We start from the raw sequence: 16,252 nt of genomic DNA, 5'->3' as shown, positions 1-16,252 counted from the left end.
TTTTATGTGCCAAAGTTAGACATAAATGATCGTATTCGAGGCAAAACTTGAAGGACAAGACGAGCAGTATCGAGCGCTTGATGAAGCAATCAGAACTGCTCGTTTTGTGCGTAATAGTTGCCTTAGATACTGGATGGACAATAAGGGCATTGGACGCTATGACCTAAATAAATTTTGCGCTGTACTTGCAGCCAGTATTGAGTTTCCTTGGGTATCGAAGCTTAACTCAATGGCAAGACAGTCCAGTGCTGAAAGAGCGTGGTCTGCGATTGCTCGGTTTTTTGATAACTGCAAAAAAGGTAAACCTGGAAAAAAGGGATTTCCAAAGTTCAAGAAGGAACAAACCCACGGTTCTGTTGACTACAAAACCTGTGGGTGGCGACTTTCTGATGACCACAGACACATCACTTTTAGCGATGGATTTAAAGCGGGAACTTTCAAACTCTGGGGAACCCGTGACCTGCATTTCTACCAACTTAAACAGCTTAAAAGAGTGCGGGTTGCACGTCGTGCAGATGGCTATTATTGCCAATTTTGCATTGACCAAGAGCGAATAGAAAGGCGAGAGCCAACGGGTAAAACTATTGGTATAGATGTGGGATTGAACCACTTCTACACCGATAGTAATGGGGAAACAGTCGCCAATCCTAGACATCTGGGCAAGAGCGAGAAGTCTTTGAGGCGGTTGCAACGCCGGATGTCTAAGACTAAAAAGGGTTCTAAGAATAGAGTCAAGTTTAGAAATAAACTTGCGCGTAAGCACCTCAAAGTAAGTCGCCAGCGTAAAGACTTTGCTGTTAAAACAGCAAGGTGCGTAATGAAGTCTAACGACCTCGTGGCGTATGAAGATTTGCAGGTGCGGAATATGGTCAAGAATCATCGCTTGGCTAAATCGATTAATGACGTTTCGTGGTCGTTGTTCCGGCAATGGGTTGAGTATTTCGGCAAGGTTTTTTGTGTAGTGACTGTTGCAGTCCCACCTCATTACACTTCGCAGAATTGCTCTAATTGTGGGGAGGTTGTCAAAAAGACTCTTAGTACAAGAACTCATGTTTGTCCTCATTGCGGGCATACCCAAGACCGAGATTGGAACGCGGCGCGGAACATATTAGCTCATGGATTAAGTACGGCGGGTCACGTCGGAACTAACGCCTCCGGAGAGACTGATCAATACTTGGGTGAGGAAACTCCTTCAAGCAAATCAACTCGTGGAAAGAGGAAACCTAAAGAGCGATCTTTGGAATCCCCACCCAAAACGCAAGTAGGGTGGGGAGGATGTCAAAAGCAACATCCACAATTGGGGACTGGGGATTGGGAAAAAGTCTTTTAAAATTTGGTGGTGGGTAATAAGCCAATACGCTTGGGTTAAGAAGAACAGTAGCGACTGTCTTGAAGGTCAAGCGATCGTTAACAAAAACATCCACACAGAGATATTTCCCATTTTTTTTCTCAACATTACTCAACAATATGTTGAATTCATCCCCTTGATTACACTCATCCTTGCAGGATGCGGACTGTATACTTTAAATACCAGTATTTAAAGTGTTGACCCCGGCGACTGTTCGAGTTCTGTCTAGGAGAGTGTTGTAGTGATACGTGCTACAAAGCGGTCTATTATGACCAAGTTTAGGACGATCTACTACTCTTTCTAAGGTACAAGGTTGGGTTGAGCAACAGCGAAACCCAACCTACACATCAAACTAACTAGATACTGAGTTAGCCGCTTCCGAAGTCTTCGCCGCTGGCGGAAATCCACCCATGCGAATCTCAGAGGTGAAGGAAGTGATACTAAATCCACCAAAACTCTTGAGGATATTCACCCGCATCCGCAAATTGGGGCTAGCAAACCACAGGCGCTCCTCTGACCACATGGTTTCATCCTCTATAGTTAGAATCAAAGCATCATCACTGTCAAATTTATAGCGTCCGGCAACTGGAGTTTTATTGGTATCAATTATTTCTCGCAGCAATTTGCCTTGGGTCGGATTATCCGCGTCAGGTATCGAAACTAACGTAGTTGAACCACTGTGTTTTGCTTGATCCTTGTCCATTGTCCCGTTCCAGGTAATTTTGGTAGCACAGGAAGCAGAACTAGGATTAATTTTGTACTGTTGACACAATTTGATCACTTCTGGATGATCTACCACCAATGTCTCAATGATGATGTCTGACTTGCTATGTTCTGATTGGTTAAAAGCCAAATGTTGACTAGTACGATGAGAAAACCATTTACCAGCACTTAACTGAAAAAACTCTTCAATATTCATGAATGAAATTACCCTGCATCAAAATGCTAAAATTCTCACTTGATTATTATTAAAAGGTAGCAGGAGGCTTTAATATTAAGCTTGATTGTCTATTTCCTCAAGCTTCTTGAGGCCAATTCTGGCTGCCTCGGCAACGTTGAAATGATTGTCTTTTTCCAGGTATTTTAAAGCTGAAACACTCTTGGGAGTGGGAAGATTTCCCAAGGCTTCTGCTAGACGCTGCCTTACTAACCAATCATCTGATTGGGCGAAGCGCAGGATCTTATCGACAGACTCAATGTCTTTAATTTCTCCCAGTGCAGAGATTGCAGCTTGTTGCAACACTACTTCTTTGCTATCCAATGCTTGAAGAAGAATTTGACGGGCACGAGGGTCTTTAATATTACCTAGAGAAACGGCTGCACTAAAGCGTACAAGCCAATCAGTATCTTCATAAAATGCCCGCGACAGCACTTCAAAGGCTCTTGCGTCACCCAAGTATCCTAAAGCACCAGCGGCATCAGCCCGGATACCATAATCTGGGTCATTTTCGAGAATTCCTACCAAAATTGAATAACATTCTGGTGTCGGCTTGATTCCGAGGGCAAATATTGCCATAGATCGCAGTTGCAAAGATTCATCATCCAGTACCTTTTTAATTAAAGGGACTGCATCTTCAGGGGGAACATTACGCAGATTAGCAAGGGCTACCATGCGATCGCGTAAATTAGGACTTTCTAACTGAGTAGAAATTTCTTGTAAGCTTAGAGCTGCCATTTAGTTCAAAGCGTTTTCTTTACTTATCTTAATTTACCTGATCCGTTGATCAGGCTGTCGCCATAGTGAAGTAGGAGTTTGGCGACTTTACAAAATGCCTCGATTATGGGTGGCAATTGGTCATTTGTCATTGGTCATTGGTCATTGGTCATTTGTCATTGGTCATTTGTCATTGGTCATTGGTCATTGGTCATTTGTCATTGGTCATGGGTCATGGGTGCTGAGTGTAAGAAAATCATCGTGAAAAGGACAGATTTCACCCAAGCTTTTTTTTGGATCAGGCGATCGCACAAGCTGGCATAATTGACTGTGCCAAAATCAGTTTGAACGGCCCCACAGACGCCTCAACCAAGAGGCAGGGAGAAGGGGGCTAGCTGGTGAACAATGACCCCTTCATCCTGCCGTGGAATGAAAAGGGCGTCGTAGACATCGCAAAAATTCTTGCTTAATAATTGTAATAATATTTAATATGAGTCTAGGTTGTGTAATTTAGATTAACTATTGCAGAGAAATTCTCTCAGACTGAGTAAAATGACAAATACAACGAGGCAACTATTTTATAGATTAGTTACCCTAGAACTGGAGACTATGTTTTCAGTCCTGAGTGACTTCTGTATTTTGCCTACTGAGGCATACCAATTTAGACCACACCAAATCCTTCATTAAGAGCTCCCACTAATCATAATGGCTGTGATTGAGAAGAAAAGAACTCGCGATCTGCCCCAAATTAACGAACGAATTCGCTTCCCAAAAATTCGGGTCATTGACACTGACGGCGCCCAGTTGGGAATTATGCTCCCACAGGAAGCACTACAACTAGCAGAAGAAAAAGAGCTAGATTTAGTGCTAATCAGTGACAAAGCTGATCCGCCGGTTTGTCGGATTATGGACTACGGGAAATACAAGTTTGAGCAGGAAAAAAAGGCGCGAGAAGCCCGGAAAAAGCAGCACACGGCTGATGTCAAAGAAGTTAAGATGCGCTACAAAATTGAAGAACACGACTACAACGTGCGTGTTAAGCAAGCAGAGCGCTTTTTGAAAGATGGCGATAAAGTCAAAGCGACTGTGATGTTCCGGGGTAGAGAAATTCAACACAGCGACCTAGCAGAAGATTTGCTCAAGCGAATGGCAACGGATTTGGAGCCATTTGGTGAGGTTCAACAAGCGCCTAAAAAAGAAGGGCGAAATATGATGATGCTCATCTCGCCTAAAAAATAATCTTCTAACTCTATTAATAGACCAAGTTTGAAAATCCCCTAACTATAAGTCAGGGGATTTTTCGTTTGGATACAAGATGTACACCCAAAACTCTCCTGACTTTTCACGGCATCTGGAAAACCTCACTTCTATTTCTCTCTTCCTTTAAGGCTACGGTGTACACACAAGTCCTAAAAACCTAGCTTGATAAGACTTTCCTCGTTCCCAGTCTCCGACTGGGAATGCATTCATTGAGTCAGAGACTCAATGCCAGATTGGAGGCAGAGCCTCCACGAGGAGCATTCCCATGTAGAACATGGGAACGAGATAAAAACGAGGTAAACGAGAGAAGAATGGAAAATCAAGCTTTTTTCGACTTGTGTGTACACCGTAGCCTTAAAGGAGAGAGACTTTGAATTTCCCCCTTCCCGCTACGTGTTGGGGGTTAGGGGGTTAGGTTAATTGTTACCTTCTCCACATAACGTGAAAAGTCAGCAAAACTCTCAGGTCATTTAAATTTATCTAAAATCGATAGTCCTGAAGGCTGAGTGGGAAACATAAGACTCAGTTGCTCAGGACTTTTGCTATTTCCAGGAGATGAGGCGAGACGGTTCAGTTAAAGAGGAATGGGGAATGGGGAAGGGGGAAGAAAACCTTTAACCCAAACCCAGTAACCTTTCCCCAAAAAGTAATTCTGAGTTCAAAATGCTTATCCGAACCTATTGCTTCCTCATGTCCCCCTGCTTCTCCGCTTCCCATTACGCGGTGATACTACCAGAAAATAAAACTGCATGGAACTGAAAAATTACTGGTTGGCTGCAAATAAAGGTGCTCTGACACGACTACTACAGTGGGTGAATCTCCGACCAGAGGAGAGTGAGCGAACTCAGATAATGTTCCTTTTCTATACAACTGTATCTGTAGGATTGCGGTGGGCAGAGGACAGCACGGTGGCGCTGTTTTTGGATGAATATGGGACTAATTTACTGCCGTGGATGTATATTGCCAGTGCCGTAATGAGTGCAGGACTGGTTTTTTTATACTCTTGGCTGCAAAAGATTTTTCCCTTACGTCGGGTGATTGTAGCGATCGCACCTTGTATGTTGATGCCATTAGTTTTATTAGTTGTATTACGTTGGGGATCGCATTTTTCCTACCTGGCAGTGATTTCGGTATTTTTGCTGCGGCTGTGGGTGGACGCACTTTATGTAGTCAATGACCTCAACACCTCCATCGTTGCCAACCAAATATTTAACATTCGGGAGATTAAGCGCACTTATCCACTAGTCAGTAGTGGTCTTTTAGTCGCAGATGTAATCAGTGGCTTTAGTCTGCCTTGGCTGCTACAATACACGACGCTGAATAAGATCATCCTCATCGCCTGTGTAATGATTTTACTCGGATCGGGGATTCTATTCTATTTAACTCATCACTATCGAGCAGCTTTTCCTGAAACCCCACAAAAACTAATTCCTGAAGAACAAGCTTCACGAGCGCGTTTTCTCAAAAGTCCGCTGAAGCGCTATGTTTGGCAGTTATTTGCCTTTGTGGGTTTGTTACAAGTCATTGGGTTGTTAATAGATTTTCAATATCTGCGCGAACTCAAATCCAATTTGAGCGACCGAGAACTTGCCAGCTTTTTGGGTCTTTTTGGTGGGATGTTGGGGCTGTGTGAGTTGTTGTTGCAGTGGTTTATTTCCAGCCGACTCATCGAACGGATGGGAGTATTTTTCACCGCCACGCTTTTACCAATCACCGTCGGCTTTGCACTACCAGGAATGCTGGTATTGCTGCATTTAATTCCAGCCATTCAACCGCAAAGCTTTTTCTGGGGTCTGATAATTGTCAAATTCTGCGATGAACTTCTGCGCTACACCTTTGTTATGAGTAGCGGCCCCATCCTGTACCAACCGATTCCAGAGGGAATTCGCAGCCGGATGCAGACTTTATCTGGTGGAACCGCCGAAGCGATCGCTACAGGTTTGACAGGAGCGGTAATTTTTGTAACTCTATTGTTTTGTGGGCGGTTTGTACCCGTATCACTGCAAAAATGGGTGTTGGTAGCAGAGACAATGTTGATCGCTGGCACCTGTTTAACAGTAGTTTGGGAATTGCGATCGCGCTATGTTGAACTGTTAGTCTTGAGTGTGGCACGGGGTCACTTGAGTGCGACTAATGTGGGCTTACGATTCTTTAAGCAGGGAGTAGTCAAAGCTTTAGCAGAAAAAGGCAGCGAGGCTGATAAACGCTCTTGTATTGAACTTTTAGCCCAAATTGATTCCCAAGGAGCAGCGGAAGTTTTAGCACCGCTACTAGTGAAGTTAACCCCAGATTTGCAGCGCCAAAGTTTGGAAGTGATGCTGATAGGAGGTGTAAATCCAGCTTATCTACCCGCCATCCGTCCTTTGTTAGAACAATCCCAGGAAACTAACCCCGAAGTTTTTGCTTTAGCACTGCGCTACGTTTGGTTGGCTGAACCAAATCCCAACTTAAGTCTCTTAGAAGGATATTTACACCCCCGCCAAAACTCACTCATCCGCGCTACCGCAGCCGCTTTAGTCTTACGCCAGGGAACACCCATGCAAAAGGTAGCAGCTACCCAAACCATGCGCCGGATGCTGACTCATAAGCAAGAACGCGAACGGGTAAATGGAGTGAGAGCGCTCAGAGAAGCAGTTTATTTACAGGCGTTGCGGATTCACATCCCAAATTTATTACAAGATGAGTCGTTACGGGTGCGCTGTGCTGTATTGGAAATGATCGCAGCAACCCATTTAGAAGAATACTATTCGGCACTGATTGCAGCACTTTATTATAAATCAACCCGCAGTACAGCAATGTCAGCCCTAATGCGACTAGAAAATGAAGCTCTAGAAATGCTGTTGCGGTTGGCTACGAATATTTACAAACCCGAAGTAGTGCGGATGTACGCTTGGCGCACCATTGCTCAAGTCGGGACTCAGGAAGCATTGGAGACTTTATGGGAAAATTTAGAGACATCTTGGGGTATTACTAGAGATCATATTCTCCGCAGCTTACTAAAAATACATAAACAACCAGGAATTACAGGTTTAGTAGATCGATTTTATGAAAGTCGGGTAGAAAATTTAATCAAGCAGGAATTAAAGTTTTTAGGTGAAATTTATGCTGCATACATTGACTTTAAAACATTAGACCAAAAAGAAAATCATCAATCCAGTGAGAGGATTGTGATTGTCTCGGAGTTACTGCAACGCGCCCTTCTAGAATTGGAATTGGATGTCAAGGAACGGCTGCTACTGTTACTGAGACTGCTTTATTCGCCAGAAAAGATGCAGGCAGCAGCATTTAATCTGCGATCGCTCTCAGTGGTAAACTTAGCGCGGGGGTTAGAAATCTTAGAGCATACCGTAACTTTGTCGTCAAAGTCTTTATTGCTGAATATTTTAGATAACCGACCACAGTCAGAAAAATTACAATATCTCATAGAAGCCAAGATTGTAGAATATGAAAGTATGGTGGTTAGCGATCGCCTCCACAGATTGCTAATGTTAGGGAATTTCCTTTCTGACTGGTGTCTAGCTTGTTGTTTTCATTATGCTCAAGTGACACGCATCCGACTGACCAGTTCTGAGATTTTAGTGAGTTTGCGTCATCCAACTGGCTTTGTGAGAGAAGCTGCGATCGCATACTTGAACATGGTTTCACATCGTGTTCTCCTGCAAATCCTCCCCCAGTTACAAAAAGATCCACATCCTTTAGTCGCTGCTCAAGTTAAAGAGTTGCTCGAAAAATACCAATTCAAAAATCACAATTGAAAAAACCTCTGCTGGAATAATTTTGCTTATTTCCATTGCTGCTAAGGGATTTAAACTCAAAACAAACATCCAATCGCTATGGAACCAGCATTAATAACTAATGACCAATGACAAATGACCAATGACAAATGACCAATGACAAATGACCAATGACAAATGACCAATGACAATTTTGTTAACCTGTAAAGTGAAGTAAAAATTCAAAGAGCATCAAGAACAGCCATGTACGTACTCATCGGTGGAGCCGGTTTAGTGGGCTTAAGTTTAGCGCAAAAGCTGGTAGAACTAGGACATACTGTTGCCGTAATTGACATTGATCCTATCGCTTGCCGCTACGCCCGTGAACAAGTAGGAGCAATGGCTTTTGAAGGTAGTGCTGTGAGTACAGAAGTCTTGTTAGAAGCTGGGATTCGTAAAGCCGGCTCCTTGGCTGCTGTTCTGAGAAGTGATGCCTTAAACTTGGCAATGGTAACTCTTGCTAAACACTACGGTGCTCCCCATATTTTGAGTCGGATGCGCCACCCCGATTTTGCCGAACCGTTACGTATCGCTGGAGCTAACCATATCATCAGTACTGTTGAACTATCAGTTTCAACTATGGTAAATGCCATTGAGTATCCGCAAGTGGAATCAATGATGCATTTTGAGCAGGGACAGATTGAGGTTCTGAAACTTTCCATCCCCAACAATTGCTATGTTGCTGGTCGTAGTGTTGCCGAAATTGCTCAGGATTCCCAATTTCCTACTGGCTCGCTAATTATTGGTTATCAACCCCATCCCCACGAAAATTTAATGATTCCTAACGGCAGTACAATACTGGAACCTCATTCAACAGTGCTGATTGTGACTAAACCAGGATCTTTACATCAAGTCATTGATTTTATTGAACAAAGATGTTGATCGCAGTCCCTATTTAAACTGTTTATGAGGTGAAGTTAGCTACATTTATAGTCAGAATTCAGGAGTCAGAATAGTTAAAAAATTAAGTTCAGAAATCAAAGCGGATTCCTATAATTATTCTAAATTCCTTATAAATTCTGACTTCTGACTCCTAGGTGCTGAATTCCTACCATTTATATAATTGGTGTAAATAGTTGTGATCAAGCCGTATCCACATATTTATTTAGCGATCGCTGTTATTTTTCTTGCATCTTGTAAATCACCAGAGATTCCAGCAAAGTCACAACCTGATATTGCTCAGATAACCCCATCCCAAAAGGTCGTGACGCTGGATCAGAATTTTAAGATCGCAAGCAGCCAAACTGTTTATGTTCCTGTCTATTCTCATATCTATCATCACAATCGGCAGGAAATTTTCGAGTTAGCAGTTACGCTCAGTATTCGGAATACAGATTTGACCAATCCGATCGTCATTACTTCTGTGCGCTACTATAACTCAGATGGAAAATTAGTTAAGCAGTATTTGGAGCGCCCGATTCAACTTGATGCGCTAGCTTCTACAGCTTTTTTTGTAAATAGAAATGATACTAGTGGAGGTTTAGGCGCAAACTTTATTGTAGAGTGGGTAGCCCAAACAGAAATGTCCGATCCGATAGTGGAGGCGGTGATGATTGGTACTGACTTTCAACAAGGAATTTCTTTTATCAGTCCTGGTAGAGTAATTAAAAGTCAAAATAACGATCAGCGATCGCCTTTAAAATAAGGTCAGAATTCTGACTCCTGTTTGATGGTAAATATATAAGTGCGGTAGGGGCAATTCATGAATTGCCCCTACCGCAGATGTCTTTTTGTTAGCGATCGCTTGACTTTTAAGACAGATCGCTATTACTGAATACGGTGTCTTTCAGAAATGCTTATTTGACACCAGCAGGTGTCTTTTGAGTTTTAGTAGTACCCGCTTTGCCATTCTCTGCCTTAATTTCTGCTACTTGCAGATGAGCTTCTAAGAACCAGAGTCGTTTGTCAATGGTGCGAGAAATTTCGGTGTAAAGGTCAGCGGTATCAGCATCGCCTAATTCATCAGTTTTAGCGATCGCTTCCCGAATATGTTTAGCATAGGGTGCAAAGCGGTCTGATAAAGCTGTTACATGGTCTTTACCATCCAAAATATCTAAGGGATATTCTGGCAAAATTGAATTAGCAGCTGCGGCGCGGGCTGTTCCGAAAGCGTATCCGCCTAAAGCTGTGACGCGTTCAGCTACCATATCGACGTACTCTTCCAATTCACCAGCAAGTTCATCAAATAATTCGTGTAGCTGGTAGAAGTCAGTTCCTTTAACATTCCAGTGCGCTTGCTTTGCTTGGGTTTTCAGATCCAAAGTAGCTGCCAAGGTTTGGTTAAGAAGTACCACGATTTGCACTCGCGCTTCGGCGGGAATGTCAATACGAGTAGGATACAAACGTGATGAAATGGTGTTGTCGCTCATAGTTGTTGTTAATGCCTTTTAAATCTAACTTTACAGATTTTGGTTGGCTGCGCGAAACTCTCTGACGACAGATTATATTAATGTCTGAATGTGTTACTGTCTATGAATATTAGGTTTAGATGCGATGGTTTTCGATGGTATTGAATGTACCACCGAAAAGGCGATCGCGAATCATATCACTCTGCAAAAAGTCATGGGGGAAACCCAATTCAATTTTACTTACTTCATCTAAGCGTTGCAGATGTTCTGGCGAGAGGCTGACATCAAGGGAAGCTAAGTTATCTTGAAACTGCGTTAATTTACGTGCCCCAATGATCGGAATAATCACACCAGTTTGAGCGCGTAACCAAGCTAATGCTACCTGTGAAGGCGTGTGTCCAATTTCTGCCGCCACTTGGCTAACAACCTGCGCGATCGCTAAATTCTTCTCGGAAATTCCTCCCCCAAAAGTTTCAAGTCGTCCTTGTTCATCGCCTGCTTGCGGAGGCTGATTATACTTACCTGTTAGCACACCACCACCTAAAGGTGACCACGGCGTTACAGCTAAATCAAAGGCTTTAGCCATTGGTAGCAAGTCTCGTTCGGCTGTTCGCTGAATTAAACTATACTCAATTTGCAAGGCAACAAACTGCGTCCATCCTTGGTAATGGGCAATGGTATTTGCTTGGGAAACGATCCAAGCAGGGGCGTCAGAAATACCAATGTAAAGCACTTTACCTTGACGGACGACATCATCAAGCGATCGCAAGACTTCTTCAATCGGTGTTGTGAAATCCCAAGCGTGTAACCAGAATAAATCAATGTAATCAGTATTCAGCCGTTTCAGGCTACCTTCCAAAGATTGAATTAAATTCTTGCGATGGTTTCCACTGGCGTTAGGGTCGCCCTTTTTCTCATTCATCTGCAAGGGAAAGGAATATTTTGTCGCAACTACAAAGCGTTCCCGTTCTTTAGCGATTAATTCACCAACAATTTTTTCACTGCTACCATCGGTATAACCGTTGGCGGTGTCAATGAAATTTCCCCCAGCTTCTACATAGGTGTCAAAGATTTTACGACTTTCGTCCTTAGAAGCACCCCAACCCCAATCTTCACCAAAAGTCATGGTTCCCAAGGAGAGTTCAGAGACTCTTAACCCACTTTTGCCCAAGAGTTTGTATTTCATGAATATTTTCTCATTAACGAAAAAAAACAGTGCAAATACTATTCCAAAGGCATGATAACTGGAAACCGGAGCGATGTTTGAAGATAAGCTCTTATTTGTATTTTTGTGCTGGCATTAATGACAATGAATAACTCAATGGATAGTACAGCATTCAATACTTGTCGGTTAAGGGGGAAGGGGAAATAAAAAACCTTTAACCTTTACCCTTTAACCTTTTCCCAAAACCCAATTCCGAGTTAAAAATCCTTAACCGAGCAGTATTGGTACAGCATTTGATGTATTTATTGAGAAATTTTTGCTGCTTCAATTGTGGTCAGGAGCAGTAGTAGTTATGGATAATTTGCCTGCACATAAACTAGTACAGCACGGCGTAAATAAACCACCCATTCCCAATCAACAAAACCCTTACGCTGTCTTCATTTTTAATTTTTAATTCCGCCTTGCGGTACTAGCATCAATTGAACCCATGATTGAAGCTGTAGGTGCGATCGCTTTTATATGATCTTCTTGGCTAAGTGATGCCTGTCATCACCCGACTTAAATCTGTGTAAGTCCATTTGTACTATGTGTTTTCTGTTTGATTTCTAGCCAGTTGTGGTGAAGCGATGACGCTTGCGCTGCATCCACATTAGGGTGGTTCGGAGAGCGTGGGCGTCAACAACTGGCCATTGGGTGGGCTTTTGAGACGGGAATTTATCCCTTGTAGAAGTTTCTCAATTTCCCTGTAACCCTGTTGATATCTCAATTAAAACTGCAACAGAAAAATTTTGGATGCCAAATTGCCAAAAGCACTCAACGTAATTACTAATTCGTAATTCGTAATTCGTAATTCGTAATGACGCTCTCTATGAGACGCTGCGCTAACGTAATTCGTAATTTTCGAGTCAGAGATTTCTATAGGTTGTATAGGTTGCAACCTTATGGTTTGGGTCTAAATACCCATCCATGACGTAATCAAGAATTACGAATTGCTAATGGGGGTTCTGACAAATCCGGGTAATTTACATTTTGGTCAATTTTTCCTGAATGATTGTCCTGTTTTACCTTTCTACTCGCTGTAGATGTGATTAGAAACGCAAGGATTATTGGGGAGAATTCTTTGAGCATCGAAAACGACGGTCGCGGCAGTGGCAGGATTTGTATTTAGTTATAGATAGCGTCGGCGCAGCCCACCAGAGGCATCGCTATCGCCTGATGAGAGCTAACTTATGAAGCTGGTGTTATGTTGAATGGGGCAAGAGTGATTAAAAAAGATTAATGTCTCTTACCCGCTCCTAGATATAGCTCACCCACTTTCGGGTCATTCAACAATTCTTCACCAGGGCCGGAGATCGCATCACGTCCCGACTCTAATACATATCCACGATTAGCCATCTCTAAAGCTTTACGGGCATTTTGTTCTACTAATACGATCGCAGTACCCGCCTGATTAATTTGTTTAATCTGCTCAAACACTTGTGTCACCAAGATGGGGGACAAAGCAGCAGATGGTTCATCCAAAATCAGTAAGCTAGGCTCCAACATTAAAGCTTTGCCCATCGCTAGCATCTGGCGTTCTCCTCCAGAGAGAGTACCAGCGCGTTGACGACGGCGATCGCTTAGTCTGGGAAACATAGTAAATATTTTATCTTTAATTGGTTTCAAAGGAACGTTAAGCACAAAAGCACCCATCTCCAAGTTCTCTTCAACACTGAGAGAGGGAAAGACATTGGCGATTTGCGGTACATAGCACATTCCTCGTTGGACAATTTGATTGGACTTTAGCCCCACGATATTTTCACCTTTGAAGGTAATTGTGCCTGTGTGGGGGATCAAAAGCCCAAAAATTGCTTTTGCCAAAGTAGATTTACCCGCACCGTTGGGGCCAATCACTGTCACCAATTCTCCTGCTGCAACCTGGAAATTCACGCCTTGCAGGATATCCACATCTTTGATGTATCCAGCGTGGACATTTTGAACGTCTAGTAAATAGTCATTTGTCATTGGTCATTTGTCATTTGTCATTGGTCAACAGTCAAGTCAAACATAACTATTGACTATTGACTGTTGACTATGGACTATTACGGAGTTTTTTGCAACTCCGGTCGTTCTTCTGCAAGAATTGCCCCTTCTACAGGGCAAACTTGGAGACATATACCACAGTCGATGCAAGTGGCAAAGTCAATCCAGTACCAATCAGTTCCCTTGGCATTTTTGCCTGGGCCATCATGAATACAAGCTACTGGACAGGCATCTACGCAGTCAGCGACGCCTTCACAGACTTCTGTAACAATCGTGTGCGGCATGTTCTCGATTCCCTCTTTTCTGTATCGGCTATTTCTAGCCTAGCAGGGGAGGGGAGAGCAGGGGAGCAGGGGAGCAGAGGGGCGGGGGAAAAGGTTAAAGGTTAAAGGGAAAAGGAATAAATTTAATCTTTCCCCTTTTCCCCTTACCCCTTTCCCTTTCCCAATGCCCAACTCACTTAACGCAATGATTCAATTTTTGGTGAACCGTCAGCTTTGATCCAAGCAATTTGGGCTATGCTGCGATCGCGTGCGTATTGGCGAATAGCCTCTGCATCTCTTCCCCCCAAATCAATTTCTACCCGCACTAAATCAGTAGAATCTCTGAGTTTTTGCGCGTAGGCAAAGGCAAAGGCGTTAGCACTGGCTGTCTCTGGTGCTACCAACCAGTCACTCGCTGGGGTTGATTGTGGTAATTGCTGAGTAGATAACAAAACTTGGTATAAATCTTCGATACTGAGTCCAAAACCAATACCAGGTATGTTTTCTCCCTGGGGATGATATAGCCCCAAAAGCTGGTCATAGCGACCACCCCGCCCTAAAACTCTGGCTTGGGATTCAGTATCATTGACAACTTCAAAGACGATGCCAGTGTAGTAATCTATGGTCTGAATGAGGCTGAGGTCTAGGATTAACGGAAAAGTTTTCTCTGATTCTAGTAATTCTACTAGGGATTTGAGGTTATTTACTGCCTCTCGCTGTTCTTCATCTAGATCCAAACTACTGACTTTTTGTAACACGTCTGCACTTGGCCCGCGCAAATCCATGATGATTCGGGCGCGATCGCGTAGTTTGTCACTCAGGGGTAAAGTATCTATAGTAATGCGGTCAAGATGAGCGATCGCACTGCGAACTTGATCTTGGAGATTAGCAGGAAAGGCACTCAGGAGCGATCGGGTAATTCCCGCCTCACCTAAAATTAAATGCCATCCCTGCAAACCCAATGCTGCCAAACAATCTGCTACTAACAGCAGTACTTCGGCATTCGCCAGCAATCCGCCAGTACCTAACAACTCCACCCCAGCTTGATAAAACTCCTGTTGGCGATTGTGTCTACTTTCCCAAGTGCGGCGAAACACATTGGCGTTATAGTACAACCGTTGCGGATAAGTGACACCTGCCATCCGAGTCACAACAGTACGAGCAATAGATGCTGTTAATTCTGGACGTAACCCTAATTCATCATCTTCGCCATTTTGTTGTAGTTGAATGACCATTTGACGCTGGATTGCTTCCCCCGCCATCAGGGTATCCATGCGCTCTAAAGTTGAGGTGATAATCCTGTGATATCCCCAACGGTGAAACACCTGCTGTAACCGATCTTCAATCCAGCGTTTTTTCTCCACATCCAAGGGCAATAAATCCCTGGCTCCCGCTGCTGGTTGATACACCATTATTTTTTCTTCCCACCAAACAAACCACCGAACAAACCACCGCTACCAGATTTATCTGGTTGCTTATCTCCATTATTGGGGGATGAAGTCACCTTATGATCACTCGGTTGTTGTCCTAGAGCTTTATCTATTTTAGGTTTCCATTGCAGAGCTGTTTCGTCATTGGGGTCTAATTTAAGAGCATTGTCAAAATGGATTTTTGCCATTTTTAGCTGATTTTGCTTCAAATACACCATTGCAATTAAGCTATGACAGCGGCTATTTTTAGGTTCTAGCTTTAGAGCTTCTTGCAACTCGACTTTGGCTGAGGCAAATTGATTTTTATCAATCAAAGATTGAGCGCGACGAACATACTGTTCTACAACCGAGTCTTCTTTTGGTGGCGCTGGTGGTGTGTTTTTTGGTGTATTTTGCTGAGGCGTACCTGATTGGACTTTGGGTTGAGCAGGTGGTGGCGGCGCTGCGGATGATTTAGCTGCACTCCGCATTAAATACACTAAGTTCAACTCACTAACTTGGGCAATGACTTGCAGTACTTGCTCTAAAGAATCATATTGAGTTTGGGCTAGTTTTGCGATCGCACTTTTATAGAAATGATCGAGATTTGCCGCCTCGGTTAACTGTCTAGCCAAGTCGGTGTTGAGAGTTACCGAAGTAGATTCTTGTACCAGGCGCTTGCCAATTTGCGACAAAATTAAAATATATTCCGTGCGAGTGCGATCGCCACAAAGTTTTTCGTAAGCAGGGTTAACCAGCTTTGATAAAAATTCGTTACCTAGCTGTTTTTGTTCAGCACTTTCAGTAAAACTACTATCCGGGTGTAAGCGGCGGGCGACTTGGAGATAGCGTTTGCGAATCTCTTTAACATCCGCATCAACTGGAACGCACAATACTGCGTGATGATCTATGAAATCATATTTAAATAGTCCACGATCTATTTTGAAAGACATATAGATTTTTTTGCACCAAAGGAGCGTTAGATTCCTCTTAGTTTACCCAAAGTCGGG

Annotated in this window: 13 protein-coding genes; 5 read left to right on the top strand and 8 right to left on the bottom strand. The window is 43.3% G+C overall.

Annotated features, from left to right (window positions below):
• The first annotated feature begins 25 nt into the window (after window positions 1–25).
• Window positions 26–1,330 (top strand): RNA-guided endonuclease InsQ/TnpB family protein, encoded by a 1,305-nt coding sequence (locus ACWATR_RS06040; protein WP_460330416.1) that lies wholly within the window; start codon window positions 26–28, stop codon window positions 1,328–1,330.
• Window positions 1,331–1,700: 370 nt separating this feature from the next.
• Here ACWATR_RS06040 and ACWATR_RS06035 read toward each other — a convergent pair whose 3' ends face one another.
• Together ACWATR_RS06035 and ACWATR_RS06030 are read right to left on the bottom strand one after the other, a co-directional pair.
• The gene (locus ACWATR_RS06035; RefSeq protein WP_460330413.1) at window positions 1,701–2,267 is read right to left on the bottom strand and encodes a phycobiliprotein lyase; all 567 of its coding nucleotides are present in this window, start codon (window positions 2,265–2,267) and stop codon (window positions 1,701–1,703) included.
• 75 nt (window positions 2,268–2,342) lie between these two features.
• On the bottom strand, window positions 2,343–3,023 hold the full coding sequence (locus tag ACWATR_RS06030; RefSeq protein ID WP_069071167.1) for a HEAT repeat domain-containing protein: 681 nt from the start codon (window positions 3,021–3,023) through the stop codon (window positions 2,343–2,345).
• A 684-nt stretch (window positions 3,024–3,707) separates the two neighbouring features.
• Here ACWATR_RS06030 and infC point away from each other — a divergent pair.
• The 4 genes from infC (at window position 3,708) to ACWATR_RS06010 (ending at window position 9,680) form a co-directional block, all read left to right on the top strand.
• Window positions 3,708–4,241, top strand: a complete 534-nt coding sequence (gene infC / locus ACWATR_RS06025) for a translation initiation factor IF-3 (protein WP_069071166.1) — start codon at window positions 3,708–3,710, stop codon at window positions 4,239–4,241.
• 770 nt (window positions 4,242–5,011) lie between these two features.
• A complete protein-coding gene (locus ACWATR_RS06020) occupies window positions 5,012–8,017 on the top strand; it encodes an MFS transporter (protein WP_460330408.1) in 3,006 nt (1,001 codons plus the stop codon).
• Between the two features lie 222 nt (window positions 8,018–8,239).
• Window positions 8,240–8,917: a potassium channel family protein gene (locus tag ACWATR_RS06015; RefSeq protein ID WP_435026667.1), complete on the top strand. Its 678-nt coding sequence runs from the start codon at window positions 8,240–8,242 to the stop codon at window positions 8,915–8,917.
• A 199-nt stretch (window positions 8,918–9,116) separates the two neighbouring features.
• Window positions 9,117–9,680 (top strand): DUF3124 domain-containing protein, encoded by a 564-nt coding sequence (locus tag ACWATR_RS06010; protein ID WP_460340239.1) that lies wholly within the window; start codon window positions 9,117–9,119, stop codon window positions 9,678–9,680.
• A 151-nt stretch (window positions 9,681–9,831) separates the two neighbouring features.
• Here ACWATR_RS06010 and dps read toward each other — a convergent pair whose 3' ends face one another.
• The 6 genes from dps to ACWATR_RS05980 form a co-directional block, all read right to left on the bottom strand.
• Window positions 9,832–10,404, bottom strand: a complete 573-nt coding sequence (gene dps, locus ACWATR_RS06005; protein WP_460330405.1) for a DNA starvation/stationary phase protection protein Dps — start codon at window positions 10,402–10,404, stop codon at window positions 9,832–9,834.
• Between the two features lie 115 nt (window positions 10,405–10,519).
• Window positions 10,520–11,569, bottom strand: a complete 1,050-nt coding sequence (locus tag ACWATR_RS06000) for an aldo/keto reductase (protein WP_460330402.1) — start codon at window positions 11,567–11,569, stop codon at window positions 10,520–10,522.
• 1,254 nt (window positions 11,570–12,823) lie between these two features.
• Entirely contained in the window at window positions 12,824–13,552 is a 729-nt protein-coding gene (locus tag ACWATR_RS05995; protein WP_069074186.1) for an ABC transporter ATP-binding protein, read from the bottom strand.
• A gap of 77 nt (window positions 13,553–13,629) precedes the next feature.
• The gene (locus tag ACWATR_RS05990) at window positions 13,630–13,854 is read right to left on the bottom strand and encodes an indolepyruvate ferredoxin oxidoreductase subunit alpha (RefSeq protein WP_012407913.1); all 225 of its coding nucleotides are present in this window, start codon (window positions 13,852–13,854) and stop codon (window positions 13,630–13,632) included.
• Window positions 13,855–14,030: 176 nt separating this feature from the next.
• Complete coding sequence (locus ACWATR_RS05985; RefSeq protein ID WP_460330398.1) at window positions 14,031–15,245, bottom strand: ATP phosphoribosyltransferase regulatory subunit; 1,215 nt, start codon at window positions 15,243–15,245, stop codon at window positions 14,031–14,033.
• Entirely contained in the window at window positions 15,245–16,195 is a 951-nt protein-coding gene (locus ACWATR_RS05980; RefSeq protein WP_460330395.1) for a J domain-containing protein, read from the bottom strand. Before ACWATR_RS05980 ends, ACWATR_RS05985 begins: the two co-directional genes overlap by 1 nt.
• Window positions 16,196–16,252: the final 57 nt, after the last annotated feature.

The sequence above is a fragment of the Nostoc sp. UIC 10890 genome, assembly GCF_054786515.1.
This window is presented reverse-complemented; position numbering and strand designations above follow the sequence as displayed.

Bases quoted from the DNA above. Each gene is read 5' to 3' on its own strand.
- ACWATR_RS06040 (WP_460330416.1), top strand. From the start codon at position 26: ATGATCGTATTCGAGGCAAAACTTGAAGGACAAGACGAGCAGTATCGA.
- ACWATR_RS06035 (WP_460330413.1), bottom strand. From the start codon at position 2,267: ATGAATATTGAAGAGTTTTTTCAGTTAAGTGCTGGTAAATGGTTTTCT.
- ACWATR_RS06030 (WP_069071167.1), bottom strand. From the start codon at position 3,023: ATGGCAGCTCTAAGCTTACAAGAAATTTCTACTCAGTTAGAAAGTCCT.
- infC (WP_069071166.1), top strand. From the start codon at position 3,708: ATGGCTGTGATTGAGAAGAAAAGAACTCGCGATCTGCCCCAAATTAAC.
- ACWATR_RS06020 (WP_460330408.1), top strand. From the start codon at position 5,012: ATGGAACTGAAAAATTACTGGTTGGCTGCAAATAAAGGTGCTCTGACA.
- ACWATR_RS06015 (WP_435026667.1), top strand. From the start codon at position 8,240: ATGTACGTACTCATCGGTGGAGCCGGTTTAGTGGGCTTAAGTTTAGCG.
- dps (WP_460330405.1), bottom strand. From the start codon at position 10,404: ATGAGCGACAACACCATTTCATCACGTTTGTATCCTACTCGTATTGAC.
- ACWATR_RS06000 (WP_460330402.1), bottom strand. From the start codon at position 11,569: ATGAAATACAAACTCTTGGGCAAAAGTGGGTTAAGAGTCTCTGAACTC.
- ACWATR_RS05995 (WP_069074186.1), bottom strand. From the start codon at position 13,552: ATGACAAATGACTATTTACTAGACGTTCAAAATGTCCACGCTGGATAC.
- ACWATR_RS05990 (WP_012407913.1), bottom strand. From the start codon at position 13,854: ATGCCGCACACGATTGTTACAGAAGTCTGTGAAGGCGTCGCTGACTGC.
- ACWATR_RS05985 (WP_460330398.1), bottom strand. From the start codon at position 15,245: ATGGTGTATCAACCAGCAGCGGGAGCCAGGGATTTATTGCCCTTGGAT.
- ACWATR_RS05980 (WP_460330395.1), bottom strand. From the start codon at position 16,195: ATGTCTTTCAAAATAGATCGTGGACTATTTAAATATGATTTCATAGAT.